The organism is Pseudomonas sp. MF08875, from assembly GCF_059862525.1.
On sequence record NZ_JCBCUW010000042.1, the window covers coordinates 36,108 to 51,025 of the forward strand.

General features: G+C 57.3%; 17 protein-coding genes and 1 pseudogene. 10 read left to right on the forward strand and 8 right to left on the reverse strand.

Annotation, left to right across the window (positions count from 1 at the left end; genetic code table 11):
- Position 1: 1 nt before the first annotated feature.
- From AC19YT_RS21565 to AC19YT_RS21590, 6 genes are read left to right on the forward strand one after another with little or no spacing between them, the layout of a single operon-like run.
- Positions 2-1,444 carry a mannose-1-phosphate guanylyltransferase/mannose-6-phosphate isomerase gene (locus AC19YT_RS21565; protein WP_500599410.1) on the forward strand — a complete coding sequence of 481 codons (1,443 nt, stop codon included), beginning with the start codon at positions 2-4 and terminating at the stop codon, positions 1,442-1,444.
- Complete coding sequence (locus tag AC19YT_RS21570) at positions 1,445-2,242, forward strand: ABC transporter permease (RefSeq protein ID WP_095110131.1); 798 nt, start codon at positions 1,445-1,447, stop codon at positions 2,240-2,242.
- Positions 2,242-3,513, forward strand: a complete 1,272-nt coding sequence (locus AC19YT_RS21575; protein ID WP_095110133.1) for an ABC transporter ATP-binding protein — start codon at positions 2,242-2,244, stop codon at positions 3,511-3,513. The genes AC19YT_RS21570 and AC19YT_RS21575 overlap by 1 nt, the downstream gene beginning before the upstream one ends.
- Positions 3,510-4,883 (forward strand): glycosyltransferase family 4 protein, encoded by a 1,374-nt coding sequence (locus AC19YT_RS21580; protein ID WP_095110135.1) that lies wholly within the window; start codon positions 3,510-3,512, stop codon positions 4,881-4,883. Before AC19YT_RS21575 ends, AC19YT_RS21580 begins: the two co-directional genes overlap by 4 nt.
- Positions 4,867-5,994, forward strand: coding sequence for a glycosyltransferase family 4 protein (locus AC19YT_RS21585; protein ID WP_500610948.1), 1,128 nt, complete (start codon positions 4,867-4,869; stop codon positions 5,992-5,994). The genes AC19YT_RS21580 and AC19YT_RS21585 overlap by 17 nt, the downstream gene beginning before the upstream one ends.
- Position 5,995: 1 nt before the next feature.
- Entirely contained in the window at positions 5,996-7,126 is a 1,131-nt protein-coding gene (locus tag AC19YT_RS21590) for a glycosyltransferase family 4 protein (RefSeq protein ID WP_095110138.1), read from the forward strand.
- A 359-nt stretch (positions 7,127-7,485) separates the two neighbouring features.
- Here the strand turns inward: AC19YT_RS21590 and AC19YT_RS21595 are convergent, their stop codons facing one another.
- The 8 genes and pseudogenes from AC19YT_RS21595 to AC19YT_RS21630 all read right to left on the reverse strand — a co-directional run bounded on the left by AC19YT_RS21595 (position 7,486) and on the right by AC19YT_RS21630 (position 12,762).
- The gene (locus AC19YT_RS21595; protein WP_080370514.1) at positions 7,486-8,124 is read right to left on the reverse strand and encodes an antitoxin Xre/MbcA/ParS toxin-binding domain-containing protein; all 639 of its coding nucleotides are present in this window, start codon (positions 8,122-8,124) and stop codon (positions 7,486-7,488) included.
- A gap of 13 nt (positions 8,125-8,137) precedes the next feature.
- Positions 8,138-8,380: a hypothetical protein gene (locus AC19YT_RS21600; RefSeq protein ID WP_500610953.1), complete on the reverse strand. Its 243-nt coding sequence runs from the start codon at positions 8,378-8,380 to the stop codon at positions 8,138-8,140.
- Positions 8,352-8,477 (reverse strand): annotated as a pseudogene (locus tag AC19YT_RS21605) (TolC family protein); the annotation flags it as partial. The pseudogene AC19YT_RS21605 and the gene AC19YT_RS21600, both read right to left, overlap by 29 nt.
- A gap of 99 nt (positions 8,478-8,576) precedes the next feature.
- Positions 8,577-8,918: a hypothetical protein gene (locus AC19YT_RS21610; RefSeq protein ID WP_454841839.1), complete on the reverse strand. Its 342-nt coding sequence runs from the start codon at positions 8,916-8,918 to the stop codon at positions 8,577-8,579.
- A 73-nt stretch (positions 8,919-8,991) separates the two neighbouring features.
- Entirely contained in the window at positions 8,992-9,930 is a 939-nt protein-coding gene (gene copD, locus AC19YT_RS21615; protein WP_500610949.1) for a copper homeostasis membrane protein CopD, read from the reverse strand.
- A 3-nt stretch (positions 9,931-9,933) separates the two neighbouring features.
- Positions 9,934-10,317, reverse strand: a complete 384-nt coding sequence (copC, locus tag AC19YT_RS21620; protein WP_052966037.1) for a copper homeostasis periplasmic binding protein CopC — start codon at positions 10,315-10,317, stop codon at positions 9,934-9,936.
- 370 nt (positions 10,318-10,687) lie between these two features.
- Positions 10,688-12,076 carry a heavy metal sensor histidine kinase gene (locus AC19YT_RS21625; RefSeq protein ID WP_050683277.1) on the reverse strand — a complete coding sequence of 463 codons (1,389 nt, stop codon included), beginning with the start codon at positions 12,074-12,076 and terminating at the stop codon, positions 10,688-10,690.
- The gene (locus AC19YT_RS21630) at positions 12,073-12,762 is read right to left on the reverse strand and encodes a heavy metal response regulator transcription factor (RefSeq protein WP_050683278.1); all 690 of its coding nucleotides are present in this window, start codon (positions 12,760-12,762) and stop codon (positions 12,073-12,075) included. Before AC19YT_RS21630 ends, AC19YT_RS21625 begins: the two co-directional genes overlap by 4 nt.
- A gap of 205 nt (positions 12,763-12,967) precedes the next feature.
- Here AC19YT_RS21630 and AC19YT_RS21635 point away from each other — a divergent pair, with 205 nt between their 5' ends.
- From AC19YT_RS21635 to AC19YT_RS21650, 4 genes are all read left to right on the forward strand, one after another.
- Entirely contained in the window at positions 12,968-13,321 is a 354-nt protein-coding gene (locus tag AC19YT_RS21635) for a co-regulatory protein PtrA N-terminal domain-containing protein (protein ID WP_500610950.1), read from the forward strand.
- Positions 13,322-13,485: 164 nt separating this feature from the next.
- Positions 13,486-14,022: a cupredoxin domain-containing protein gene (locus tag AC19YT_RS21640; RefSeq protein ID WP_050683279.1), complete on the forward strand. Its 537-nt coding sequence runs from the start codon at positions 13,486-13,488 to the stop codon at positions 14,020-14,022.
- A gap of 93 nt (positions 14,023-14,115) precedes the next feature.
- Entirely contained in the window at positions 14,116-14,367 is a 252-nt protein-coding gene (locus tag AC19YT_RS21645) for a DUF2933 domain-containing protein (RefSeq protein ID WP_050683280.1), read from the forward strand.
- 2 nt (positions 14,368-14,369) lie between these two features.
- Positions 14,370-14,798 (forward strand): YHS domain-containing protein, encoded by a 429-nt coding sequence (locus tag AC19YT_RS21650; RefSeq protein WP_500610951.1) that lies wholly within the window; start codon positions 14,370-14,372, stop codon positions 14,796-14,798.
- Positions 14,799-14,918 lie beyond the last annotated feature (120 nt).

The window sequence follows — 14,918 nt, forward strand, 5'->3', positions numbered from 1 at the left end:
CATGCTGATTCCCGTGATTCTTTCCGGCGGCGCCGGAACCCGTTTGTGGCCGGTTTCCCGCGAGGGCCATCCCAAGCCGTTCATGGTGCTGCCCGACGGCCAGACCCTGCTGGGCAAAACCTACCGCCGCGCCGCCAAGCTGCTGACCGGCAGTGGCCATATCGTCACCGTGACCAACCGCGACTACTACTTCCAGAGCAAGGACCACTACCAAGCGGCCAAGCTGGAGCGCCATCGCGGCCACTTCCTGCTGGAACCGGCCGGGCGCAATACCGCGCCGGCCATCGCAGCGGCGGCGCTGGCGATCCAGGCGCTGCATGGCGACGACGCAATCATGGTGGTCATGCCCGCCGACCATTTGATCCAGAACGAGCACGCCTTCGCCCAAGCCGTGGAACACGCCACCCAATTGGCCCGGGCCGGGCACCTGGTGACCTTCGGCGTGGTGCCCACGGCCCCGGAAACCGGTTTTGGCTACATCCAGGCCGGCGCCAGCCTGGACGCCCAGGGCGCCACGAAAGTGCAGCGTTTCGTAGAAAAACCCGACCTGGCCACCGCCCGCGATTACCTGGAAAGCGGCGACTTTTTGTGGAACTCCGGGATGTTCTGCTTCAGCGTCGCGACCCTGCTCGACGAACTGCACACCCACGCCCCCGCGCTGCTGGAGCAGGGCCGCGTCTGCCTGGCAGCAAGCGCCCCGGTGGACGCGGGTGGCTGCCTGCAGCAAGAGTTATCCACAGACGAATTCGCCCAGATGCCGGACATTTCCATCGACTACGCCTTGATGGAGCTGTCGGACAAGGTCGCCGTGGTGCCCGCCGCATTCGACTGGAGCGATATCGGCTCCTGGAACGCGGTCAGTGCCCTGGTGCCGGCCGATGCGCAGAACAACCGCAGCACCAGCGAGGCGCTGTTCATCGACAGCCACGGCAACTTCGTACAAAGCGAAGGCCGGGTGGTGGCCGCGGTGGGTGTGGATAACTTGATCGTCGTCGATACGCCCGACGCCATACTCGTCGCCCACGCCGACCGCGCGCAGGATGTGCGCCGCGTGGCCAAGCAGCTCAAGGCGCAGAACCACGAAACCTATCGCCTGCACCGCACCGTTAGCCGCCCGTGGGGCAGCTACACCGTGCTGGAGGAAGGCCCGGGCTTCAAGATCAAGCGCATCGTGGTCAAGCCCGGCGCGTCGCTGTCCCTGCAAATGCACCATCACCGCAACGAACACTGGGTGGTGGTCAAGGGCACGGCCAAGGTCACCAACAACGGCGACGGCGCCCACCTGGTCAACAGCAACGAGTCCACGTTCATCGCCGCCGGCCACAAGCACCGCCTCGCCAACCCGGGGGTGATCGACCTGGTCATCATCGAGGTGCAAAGCGGTGAGTACCTGGGCGAAGACGACATCGTGCGTTTTGAAGATCAATACGGCAGGACGGACTGAATGCTGCTTAACCTTTACCGCTCGCTGTGGAGCTACCGCGATTTCATCCTCGGCAGCGTCAAGCGCGAGTTCCAGTCGCGCTATCGCAACTCGCTGTTCGGCGCGCTGTGGACGGTGCTCAACCCGCTGTCGATGATCGTCGTCTACACGGTGATCTTCTCTCAGGTAATGCGCGCGCGCCTGCCCGGCGTGGACGACACCATGGCCTACAGCATCTACCTGTGCGCGGGGTTGCTGACCTGGGGCCTGTTCGGCGAAATCACCCAGCGCAGCCAGAACATGTTCCTGGAAAACGCCAACCTGCTGAAGAAGATCAGCTTCCCGCGCATCTGCCTGCCGGTAATCGTGCTGTGCAACGCGGCGGTCAACTTCGCCATCATCCTGGGCCTGTTCCTGGGTTTCCTGCTGATAACCGGGCGCTGGCCCGGCCTGCCGTTGCTGGCGCTGATCCCGCTGCTGGCGCTGCAAGTGATGTTCGCCGCGGGGCTGGGGATGATCCTGGGGGTGCTGAACGTGTTCTTTCGCGATGTCGGGCAACTGTTCGGCATTTGCCTGCAATTCTGGTTCTGGTTCACCCCCATCGTGTACCCGCTGGCGATTCTGCCGGAGTCTATCCAGCGCCTGCTGGCCCTCAACCCCCTGACCGCGCTGATGAACAGCTACCAGAACCTGTTCGTCTACGGCCAGTGGCCGGTGTGGAATTCGCTGCTGCCGACCCTGGTGATCGGTGTGTTGTTCTGCGTGATAGGCATGCGCCTGTTCCGCCAACGGGTGGGCGAAATGGTGGATGAACTCTGATGGCAGACGTCGCGATTCGCGTAACCGGCCTGGGCAAGGCCTATAAGCAATACCCCAACCGCTGGAGCCGCTTGCTGGAGTGGATCGTGCCCTTCAGCGCCCAGCGTCATCGCCAGCACTGGATCATGCAGGGCGTCGATTTCGAGATCGCCCGGGGCCAAGCCGTGGGCATCGTCGGCGCCAACGGCGCCGGCAAAAGCACCCTGCTCAAGATGATTACCGGCACCACCCAACCCACCTGCGGCAAGATCGAGGTCAAGGGCCGGGTCGCGGCCCTGCTGGAGCTGGGCATGGGTTTCCACCCCGATTTCACCGGCCGGCAGAATGCCTTTATGGCGGGCCAGTTACTGGGCATGCAGGTCGAAGAAATCGAAACCCTGATGCCCGGCATCGAAAGCTTTGCCGAGATCGGCGAGGCCATCGACCAACCGGTGCGCACCTATTCCAGCGGCATGCAGATGCGCCTGGCCTTCAGCGTGGCCACGGCCCGGCGCCCGGACATCCTGATCGTCGACGAAGCCCTGTCGGTGGGCGATGCCTACTTCCAGCACAAGAGCTTCGAGCGCATCCGCCAGTACCGCCAGGCCGGCTCCACGCTGCTGATCGTGTCCCACGACCGTGCGGCGATCCAGTCGATCTGCGACAGCGCGATCCTGCTCAAGGACGGGCACATGGTGCTGCACAGCCACCCGTTGGAAGTGCTGGACTACTACCACGCCATGATGGCCGAGCGCGAAGGCCAGATCGTCAAGCAGGAAGCCCTGGACACCGGCGAGGTGCGCACCATCTCCGGCACCGGCGAAGCGGGCATCCTCAATGTGCGCCTGCTCAATGCGGATGGTCGCGCGGTGGAAGTCACCGAAGTCGGCCAGCCTGTGGTGCTGCAAGTGGAGGTCGAAGTACGCCAGGACATCGAACGCATGGTCCTGGGCTTCATGATTAAGGACCGCCTCGGCCAGGCCATGTATGGCATCAACACCCATCGCCTCGACCAGCCGCTGACCGACCTGGCGGCGGGCGAAAAAATCACCTACCGCTTCGCCTTCGATATGCGCCTGGGCACTGGCAACTACTCCGTGAGCCTGAGCCTGTCGCGCCTGGACTCGCACCTGGACCGCAACTTCGAGTGGCGCGACTACGGCTTGGTGTTCCACGTTATCAACAACCGTCGCGAAGACTTCGTCGGCTGCTCCTGGCTCGATGCCCAGGCCAGCATCCAGCGAGGCGACGGCCAGCCCAACGCATCGATTACCTCGCAGGCCACGCCATGACGCGCCTGTTGATCGAATGTACCTACGTGTTCGAGCACCCCAAGGTCAACTCGGGCATCCAACGCGTGGTGCGCAACGTCATCCGGCAACTGCCGGCCAGCACCGACGCGGCGGAGTACATCCCCGTGGCGATGTTCAACGGCAAGTTGTACCGCGTGCTCAGCTTGACGCCACTCAACGCCCGCTACCTCGATGGCCTGACCGGGTTGGGCGTGCGCCTGGAGCATGGCGCGCAGCGCTTCCAGCAGCTGTATCGAGCCGCCGAGCGGCGCCTGGCCGGGCAATCGCGTTGGGTCAAGCGCGCCGCCTATGTGGCGTATCGGCTCAGCTCGATGGCCTGCTTCGGCGCGCCGCTGCGCCTGATCCGCAGGATCCACGCCCACGAACTGCCCAAGCGCTGCGTGCCCTTGCCGCACCGGCCGGGGGATCAACTGGTGTTGCTCGATTCCTCCTGGCACGCGGACTTCTTCCCCCTGGCCGAACAGCTCAAGCGCGACGGCGTGGGGATCGTCTCGGTGATCTACGACCTGATCCCCGTCACCCACCCGCAGTTCTACGACGCAGGGCTGGTGAACATGTTCAACCACTGGTTCGACTGGATCACCCGCACCGCCGACGGCTACATCGCCATCTCCAAAACCGTGCGTGACCAATTGCGCGCAGAACTGGCCACGCGCCTGGGCCCGGAACAGGCCGCGCAGCGTTGGTTCGACTACTTCCACCTAGGCTCTGAACTGGACCTCAGTGGCGACGGCAGCACCGTCGAGCCGCGCTTGCTGGCGCTGTTCACCGACCCGGCGCCGGTGTTCCTGATGGTCAGCACCATCGAGCCACGCAAAAACCACGATTACCTGCTCGACGCCTTCGACCGCGCCTGGGCCCAGGGCTCCAATGCACGCCTGTGCATCGCCGGGCGCGTCGGCTGGAAATGCGACGCGCTGCTGGAACGGGTGCGCCGTCACCCTCAACTCAACCGTCGTTTGTTCATGTTCAACGACCTCTCGGACACCAGCCTGGAACACGCCTACTCCCATGCCACGGCGCTGGTATTCCCCTCCCACGTCGAAGGCTTCGGCCTGCCGTTGGTGGAAGCCATGCAACGCGGCCTACCGGCCATGGGCAGCGACATCCCGGTGTTCCGCGAGATTGGTGGCGATTTCATGGCCTATTTCGACCTCGCCCAACCGCAAAGCCTGGCCGACCTCGTCACGCAAATGGAAACCAGCGGCCAATTCCCCGCCCCCCGCGCCGTGGGCGACTGGCAGTGGCTGGGCTGGCGCGAGGCCAGTGCGCAGTTCGTCGAGCACATTCAGCGCAATCTGGAAAAGGCCCCGGCGCCGCCGCAGAGGCAACATGCAGATTGCCCTTAACGCCCGCATTCTTCAGGCCCCGCGCACGGGTATCGGCCACTACGTGGCCGAACTGACCAGCGCCCTGCGTGCCGACCCGCAGATTTCGCTTTCGCTGTTCGATGGCTGGGGCTGGAGCCCAAACCTGCCTGCTGCTGCGCTGCCCGGTTACTCGCGCCTCAGCCCGCTGCTGCGTCGGTTGCCAGGGGCGTACCAGGCGCGGCGCTGGTTGGAGCAACAGCGCTTCGACCGCCAGCCGCAACCCATCGACCTCTACCATGAACCCAGCCTGTGGCCTTTTGAATTCAAGGGCCCGACCATCATCACCCTGCACGACCTGACCCACCTGCACTACCCCGCGACCCAACCGGCGGCGCGCCTGCGGGAAATCGAGCGGCGCCTGGGCCGGGGCGTGGAGCAAGCACGGCTGGTGCTCACTGACTCGCAGTTTGTCGCGCACGAAGCGCAACGCCACTTTGGCTTGCCCGCGCAGCGCTTCATCGTGGCGCCGCTGGGGGTGGCGGCGCGCTTTCACCCCCGCAGCGCTCAGGCGCTCGAACCGCTGCTGCAAGGCTTGGGCGTCGAGCCCGGTGGCTACTTTTTGTGCGTCGGCACCTTGGAGCCGCGCAAAAACCTGGTTCAGGCGTTGCGGGCCCACACCCTGTTGCCTGAAGCCCTGCGCCAGCGGTTTCCGTTGTTGATCGTCGGCATGGCCGGCTGGAAGAACCGCGACCTCACCCATGAGCTGCAAAAGGCCCTGGCCAGCGGCCATGTGCGCCTGATGGGCTACTTACCCGACGAACAGGTCGCGCACCTGGTGGCCGGCGCCCGCGCCCTGGTTTTCCCCTCGCTGTACGAGGGCTTCGGCCTGCCGGTGGTGGAAGCCATGGCCAGCGGCACACCGGTAATCCTCACCCGACGTTCGGCCATGCCGGAAGTCGCCGGCAACGCCGGCACCTATATCGAACCCGATGATGTGCAGAGCCTGCGCGATGCGCTGCGGCTCTTGATCGACGACTGCGCCTACTGGCAACACTGCCGGGAAGCGGGGTTGCAGCAGGCGAAGCTTTTTTCCTGGGAACGTTGTGCGCAGATCACCGCGCGCGCGTATCGCCAGGCTTTAGGAGGTTGAAATGCGTGTACTCCATTTTTTCAAAACCTATTTGCCCGACTCTGTGGGCGGCATCGAACAGGTCATTTATCAACTCTGTGAAAGCGGCGCACGCGAGGGTATTCAAGGCCAGGTGCTGACCTTGAGCACCGACCCGCACCCGGCGGTGATAAAGATCGGCCACCACGAAGTCCATCGCGCACGCCTGGATTGGCAACTGGCCTCTACCGGGTTCTCCACCAGCGTGTTCAAGCAGTTCCGCGAGATGGCTGCCGAAGCGGACGTGGTCAATTACCACTTCCCGTGGCCGTTCATGGACCTGGTGCATTTTGCCAGCGGCCTGAAGAAACCCACCGTGGTGACCTATCACTCAGACATCGTGCGCCAGCGTCATCTGCTGCGCCTGTATCGGCCACTGATGAACCGCTTCCTGGCCAGCGCCGACCGCATCGTCACCGCTTCGCCCAACTACCTGCACACCAGCGAGGTGCTGCAAAACTTCCGGGACAAAACCCGGGTCATTCCCTATGGCTTGGATAAGTCAGGTTATCCACAGCCCGAGCCCGAACGCCTGGCGCGGTGGCGGCAGTTGCTGGGGGAGCGGTTTTTCCTCTTTGTCGGAGTGATGCGTTACTACAAAGGCCTGCACATCCTGCTCGATGCCCTCAAGGACGTGGACTACCCGGTGGTGATCGTCGGCGCCGGGCCACTGGAAGCCGAGCTGCACGCCCAGGCCAAAACCCTGGGGTTGCGCAACCTGCACTTCCTCGGGCGGCTGGGGGATGAAGACAAAGTAGCGCTGCTGCAACTGAGCTACGCCATCGTGTTCCCTTCGCACCTGCGCTCCGAAGCCTTCGGCATTTCGTTGCTGGAAGGGGCGATGTACGGCAAGCCAATGATTTCCAGCGAAATCGGTACCGGCACCAGCTACATCAACATCGACGGCGAAACCGGCCTGGTGGTCCCGCCCAGTCATCCACAGGCCTTTCGCGAAGCGATGCGCACCCTGTGGACAAACCCGCAATTGGCCGCCGAAATGGGCCAACGCGCCGAAGCCCGCTATCGCCAGCTATTTACCGCTGACGACATGGGCCGCAAGTGGACGGCGTTATACGAAGAATTACTGGCAGAAAAGGCGTTGTCTTACGCCTGACGGCACCACAGGGCGGTGATCGGCGTTGCACCTGGCGCCCAACAACATAGTTTGACACACGAACATCAATAAAATCAGTCACTTACAGGGCCAGCAGAGTTCCCCAGATGACAACATAACTTGACACAACCCATGGCGATATTCGAATGACAGGATGAGTTTATAACAACATAGTTTGACACTACCCGCCGGAGCCCTTTTTAAAATCGAGATTGCTGCCGAACAAAATATTTTGACACCAGCGACTCAGTGAATTCAGGGGTAAGCGGCTTAACGGAGCACGCCAGCTGAATGAATATTTTGACAAAAAATGCCCGTTGCAGTCGCGTACCCGCTTGTTCTACTTAGCTACGATTGGATCAAAATGACAGGCCCTCAGCTACCTGAATCAGCATTTCTTCGACCCGATGTGTGCCGTGGGTTGTAGTGAGCATCGCAGTTGGACTTTTGCCCGAAAAACGAGATTTTGGTTTGGAAAGCCATTGTTTGGCCTTCCCTGCGTCCCCGAAGATCACCTCGGCCATGGCGATAATGTGTACAAAGCGGAACAGTCGATCGCTCTCATCCACCGTTAAGAGCTGATTGCTGACCAATTTTGTTTTGAGCGTTTTGAGCGGAATGATTCTGTCGCGCTCTTCCGGACTTATGGTTCCAACGTCGCAAAGCGACATGATCATGCTGGCCGAAAGGCCAGCTACGATCATGTCGTGAATGTCCTGATCAGAGGCGTTTGAGGGGATATTAAGAGATGCCTCCAGCCTGATGCGGTAGGCATGATAAGCATCATCACGCAGGACTCCAGCAAACACGGACTGCACTGATGTTGTGCCGCGCGTAGGCGTCAACACTATTGTGCCATTCGCTACCGTAATCGTCAGATCGTCCCCAACACCTACCCCCATTTTGACAAGCAATTCTGGAGGTAAATCAACAATGACATCGCCGCTACCGTCCTCAGTATTCTGGCATTTGACTATCCAACGCTCGCTTTCACTCATGATCGTCCAGCTCTCATTTCGTCGTTATAGAAGACACATCTTTATGCTCGCGCGCAGAGCTGATCTCGTCATTGGGTAATCGTGCATAGAGGTAATTTTTGCTGGTTATTGCGACGAGCGGCTGCGCCCTCCGGCGCATCGGCAAAGATGCCAGCGAAAAACTCGACTGCACGCCCGCCGTATCACTTTCGAGCGCTACATCGGACGGAAATGGGTCTGCGACAGCCATTGTTTTCAGCCAGCTGCAAAGTTTCATCGAGTGTCAATGCGGCAGCGAGGCTCGGCAATGCCAATACGCTTGCCGCCAGGCCGGCCACGAGGTACCACCCTGTGCAATAGCACTTGGAGTTCATGTTCACGATTCCTGTGATGGTCCACTGCGCGCTTCATAAGACATGCACGCAAATATGCCATCCCGCTAACGCGGAATGAGGCTCAGTGTGGTACAGGAATCAAGTGCGGGGCGGTCGCCACACCCCTGACGGGGTTTGTGCTGGAAGGGAATCTAGGGAGAAGGATAGTACGAGGGCGCTGGATAAGGTGATAGGAGGCTTGATGATGGAGACTTGCAGCATGCCACCAGTCTTGCACTCCTGACCTGGCTTACAGGGTTTGCCGTGCTCGGTGGGACTTTTCATATCATGGCAGCAGTCTTGACCCATGCCGTCCATCATCGCCATGCCCATGGCTTTCATAGGACAGAGCTCAATCGGCGCCTGAACACCTGCCATCCCGCTGAGGAGGAGCGCCAGGCTAATCAGAAAAATCAGGCAAAACTGTAGGTAGCGTTTCATGGGCTGGAGTGTAGCCGGTGGAAATGGCCCTTAAACTCATCTTCTAGACTCCTTAGTCGGCTGTCACCAACCTCTATCCCGCGCTCATTTCCATTTCCGGACTTAAAGTGCCTAACCATGCGACAAGACAAATTATGACGACTGCCATTGAAAACTCGAGTGTCATGCTGCGGCGCAAAGCATTGACCGCGGCAGAGTATTCTCCATTTCGAACTGACCGCTCCAATACCGGACTTAGGTGAAAGCGGTTCAGCGTGGCTAACACGATCATCCCGGCAAAGAGCAGGACCTTCAAAAACAGCAGTACACCGTACGTAGTGAGCATCACTTCATCGAGATTTGGACCGATGACAAACAGGTAATTCACTACGCCTGTGATACTTATGATCACTACGATTACAGCGCCGGCCGATTCAAAACCAGTCAGCACCCGTGCAAGCATTCGTGCTTCTTGTTCGCCCTTTAGCGATTTCAACCGCAGCAGTAGAGCGAATGCCAATAGAGCACCCAACCAGCCACCTGCGGCTAAAAGATGGAATATATCGGTGATGAAATGCCAGTAGCGTCGGCTGCCTTCATCCATGGCGCCGTGCCCTGTCCAAGCCAACGTCGCCAACGCAATCGCTCCGCATACGGTGACGACCCAGAGACTGGGTGTCGGAAATCGCTTGTTCAACGCGACGCCAATAATTGCCATCACCAAGGCAGCTATTCGGACCATCCAGGTCAACCCGACGTCGGTCCCCATGAGGACCATTTCAAAAATATGGTGATGTAGCTCCATAAGCTCCGATACACCGCTCATTGCTTTCGCAAGCAACAACATGGCGGCAAGGGATAGAGCTACACCTGCAACAGAAGTACCGTAAAGAAGCGACTCAAAATTCAAGACCGTGCCCGATACTCTTTCCTTTCCCCTGAGGCTGTACAAGCCGAAAATTGCCAATCCGAATAACAACATCAGGTCGAAATAAAGAGCAAAGCGAACCACAATATTTATTGAGTCGCTCATAAATCATTTCACTTTAAATGAGAAGTTGCCGGTGATCGGGTGAGTGTCCGAGGAGACAGCACGCCATTCGACTTTGTAGGTACCAGTGGTCAAAGGTGCTGCCGGTGTAATCACCATCGTTTTCGGATCACCGCCACCAGCGACGGCGGCCTTAACACCCATTGGGGAGTTCGGCATGCCTGGCATATCGGTCATGATCAGTTTTGCACCGGAAAACTGAGTGGTGAGATTCTCAGAAAAGTGCAGCTCAATTTTCGAAGGAGCCGCCGCATCCGAGCCTTCTGTCGGAGTGGAAGAAAGGAGTTTTGGATGTGCTTGAGCAACTGCACTCAGAAGCAAACCAGCGGTAAGTGCAACAGCTACGGTCGTAGTTTTAAGGAATGACATGCAAGACTCCTCACAGCAAGAGCTGTTGATTCGAGGTTTGTTTGGGAATATCTAGTTTTTACTTTTCGATTCTTGTTAAAACCACTGATGATTAGCTAGTAGCCTCCGTATTCTAGGGCAGGTTGAACACGAGAAACTCACTAGGCCCCAACGTCACAGTGCAAGAACACGATGCCACACGAACGCAAACTGTTCGATTACATTTCAGTCAGCTTGACGCGGGTGCTTGGCCGCGAATTGGCGGGCGTAGCGGGATTTAAAGACGAGACCGCGTGCCCGCGATACCAGGGTTTTCACTCATTCAAAAATAACGAAAGTGGACGCTGAGCGCAGGCTGAGAGATCGCCGTTGATCACAAATGCGCCGTTGATCAGCTGACCTTCAAGTCAACACTAGGAAACTCTAGATGGAAGGCCGTTTTTCCACTAAAGGACGTACACCATATCTTGCCATCATGCGCTTCAATTATTGATCGTGTAATCGACAGACCTAGCCCAGCGTTGCTTGGACTGCCTTCTCGTCGAGCTGGGTCCACGCGGTAAAAGCGATCGAACAGCTTTTCAAGGTGTTCGGGAGCAATGGGCTCTCCATGGTTCTCCACAACGACCAATACCGACATCTCCTTCTGCTGAATATCGACACTGATGGACTTCCCTTCATAGGTGTAGCGCAGCGCATTTGAGAGCAGATTAGAAATGGCTCTGTGGAGCATAAGAACATCGCCTCGAACACTGCCCCGTCCTGAAACCGTGAGCTCAATGCCTCGCTCATCTGCCAACAGGCGGTAGTATTCGAGCAATTTCTCTACGACTTCCACCAGGTCTATCGGTTTGTTCTCGTGCGTGATCAGACCATTGTCAGACTTCGCCAGAAAAAGCATGTCATCGATCATTCGCCCCATACGCTTCAAATCATCAAGATTTGAGTACAGATTGTCTTCGTAGTCCTCGATATTCCTTTTTCTAGAAAGCACCACTTCGGTGTGGGTCATCAAGTTGCTGACGGGGGTCCGCAACTCGTGAGCAATGTCCGCAGAGAAATTCGATAAGCGAACAAACGCATCGTCGAGCCTGGACAACATTGCGTTGAATGACAGCACCATTTGCTGAAGTTCTTTGGGAACCGGTGCTAATGGAATACGTTCTTTGAGTGATTTAGCTGACATTGAGGCCGCGACCTGAGTGACTTGGCGAATTGGCCGCAGGCCACTGCTTGCGACCATCCAGCCCAGCGCCGCACTGACCAGCGCGCTGATCACCAGCCCTATCCAAAACCATCGCTCAAGCGTCTCGAAAAAGGACATATGCTGAGTAACGTCAAAGATCAACATGACGGTCAATGGCTTGTCTTGTCCCGTCACAATGGCTTGTGCCGTCACTCCACGGAACATCTGCCCTTGATCTCGCCACTCCCAGACGTTGTTGTTTGGGATTGTGCGGAATTCCTCCGGAACATCGACGGGACCGGGATCAGCAAACAGTAGTTTGCCGCCACCATCGATTATCAGGGCAGTCAAATCACGGTGAGCGCCAAGCAGCGCCTCCAGCTCAGGCTTAACATCACTGAATTGATCAATGCTGTTCAACCCCGTCAGAATTCTTTGAGTCGAATGGAGTTTTTCGTTCAGCGCCTGCTGATCCAGCATCTTGAAGTGATGCCGGCTGAGGTTATTGAAACTGAGTCCGGCAACGGTGAGAACGGCCGTTACCGCAAGCATGAACATAAGACTCATGCGAGCTGTCAGGGACATTCGGTTCATTTCGACTCCGAATCAGGTGCGTCAAGCATGTAACCCATTCCCCTTGAGGTATGAATCAACTTGACCTCAAAGTCGTCATCTATCTTGGCCCTCAACCTCCTCACTGCAACCTCGATAACGTTGGTATCGCTGTCGAAGTTCATATCCCAAACCTGGGAGGCGATAAGTGACTTTGGCAGCACCTCCCCTCGACGTCGTAGCAACAGCTCAAGCAACGCAAACTCTTTGGCCGTAAGGTCTATGCGTTTACCTCCACGAATGGCCCGACGCTTGAGCAGGTCCACCTCCAGATCAGCCAATTTCATGTAGGTTTGCGACGGAGCGCCGTTACCCCGACGCAGCAACGTTCTGACACGGGCCAGCAATTCAGAAAATGCGAAGGGTTTGATCAGGTAATCATCTGCCCCGAGTTCAAGTCCTTTCACTCGATCCTCAACGCGGTCTCGCGCTGTGAGGAAGAGCACGGGAACGTCTTTCCCGGATGCACGAACCTTCTGAAGGACTTCCCAGCCATCCAGCTCGGGCATCATGACGTCGAGAATCAGCAGATCATAGTTCTCGCTCAAAGCGTGCTGAAGCGCCTCTTTGCCATTGGTAAAGCGATCAACATTGAACCCCGCCTCTGTGAGTCCTTGCTGCAAATAGATACCTATTTTTGGTTCGTCTTCAGCGACAAGAAGTCTCATGAGGGTCGTTCTCAGATAATGGTGCAGCGGAGTCTGCAACGAAAACCGGCAGCCAACCAGCAACTGACAGAAAAGTAATATTGGCTTCAGGTTGATGTCAGCGAGCGCTGTCTAGGGTTCAAACATGAGTACTTCCTAGTGCTCGACCGACTCTTCAGCATGAAACGTATGGGAGCCGGAAATCAATTCCATAAGGAGCTGCCCCATGAATCGCCTAAAAATGCTGTTTTTTGTGAGCTCGATACTCGTCTCAGCTTCTGTATGGGCTGAAAGTGGCGGAGACCGGGTGATAGAGCGTATGGAAGGCCTGCGCGACAGGGCTGAAGCCGTACTGATTCAAGCTGAAAAAGCCCCTGAAGGAAAACGTCATGTCCACATGGCCGAGCATATGAAGATGCTCGGCGACATCATGAGCCAACTCCATAAAGATCATCCAGACGCCTCAATGTCACCCCAGCAGCACCTGGCCTGGATGGAAAAACACGACAAAATTGTCGACGACGTTCTGAGTCAAATGCAACGCGAGCACAAGCTGATGCTTTCAGAGAACCACCAGTGAGCAACTCGCTGGAAAGAGCTTTTTAAACAGTCTTGTTGAATGCGGCGTCATCTGGACGCCGTATTTATTTCGAAAACTGACGGAAATGTAATGTTCAGGTCAGTTAACTGGCAGCTCCGCATCATTAGCATAGCCGGTGCTTCCCACTTACTCCCGAGGTCACCATGAAAGCTAAGCTCGTTACCCCAGTCATCGCAGCAATCACCCTGCTATTCGGTGCAACGGCCATGGCCGGCGTAGGTCATGGGAAAGAGGACATCGGTCGTCCTGGAGTCGCCTCTGAGGTTACCCGTACGGTGGAGGTTGAGATGGGTGATCTTTTCTTCAAGCCTGAAAGCATCGACGTAAAACCTGGTGAAACCATTCGATTTGTCCTTCGCAATGAGGGTTTGATGCTGCACGAGTTCAACATCGGCAAAGCCGCTGCTCATGCAGCGCACCAAAAAGAAATGGTAAGCATGCTCCAGAACGGGACGCTGACCCCCACTGGTACCGGGAAAGCGATGAGCGACATGGGCCACAGCATGGGTGGAATGAAGATGGTCGGAATGGAACACAACGACCCGAACAGCATCCTGATCGAGCCAGGCGCAACCCAGGAGTTAATCTGGACCTTCAACAACAGCACTGGGCTTCAGTTTGCCTGCAACATGCCGGCGCATTATCAATCGGGGATGGTCGGTCAGTTTGACCTGAAATAAGCCAGAGCTGGCTGCTAACACCGCTTCGATACAAGAGTTGGCTACGCTCTGTCGCAGAGATCACAGCAATGCTCACACAGTGGGGTATAGATCATGAATAACCATCAGCATCCGGATGGAAACACCACCGCACCATTTTGGAAGCGCAAAACAGGCGTTGTACTGATCATGCTTATTGCGATTGGTGCCTTTTACGTTTTGCGGGAGCATTTCAGCCACGTTTATCCATTTTGGCCTTATCTGATTCTGTTGATCTGTCCATTGATGCATTTTTTTGGACATGGACATGGCGGACATAGCCATGGCGATCAGACAGCAACCAACAAGGACGAAAAAGGGAAATAGCCATGCCTACCATATCGAGCCACCACGAACACAGTCACGCCCATGCTGCTCCGCTCAATGACGATGATCTGCGTGATCCGGTGTGCGGAATGGCAGTCACTTCACCAAGTAAATTTGGTGAGTCTTATCAGGGACAGGCATATCAATTTTGTAGCCTGAAATGCCAGGAGAAGTTTCGAGCTGATCCTGAACGCTACAGCGGGAATGTTTCGAGCGCCGAATCCCGCGCCACCACTCCAGAGTCTGCGGTACAAACAGGCACTGAATTTACCTGTCCGATGCACCCGGAAATACGCCAGCCCGGACCAGGCAACTGCCCTAAATGTGGCATGACATTAGAGCCAGTCATGCCCGCGCTCGATGAAGAAGAAAATCCTGAACTCCGTGATTTCGCCCGACGCTTTTGGTGGTCGCTGCCATTAACAGCCTGAATTCATAGAATAAGCGCAACGCTTGAAACGAGAGGCAGAGAGCCAGCCACCGGTAGAATCCAGGCTCTCACACCGAAGGATTCAAGCGCAGATGACTACGCATTACCGGCAGCTGACTCA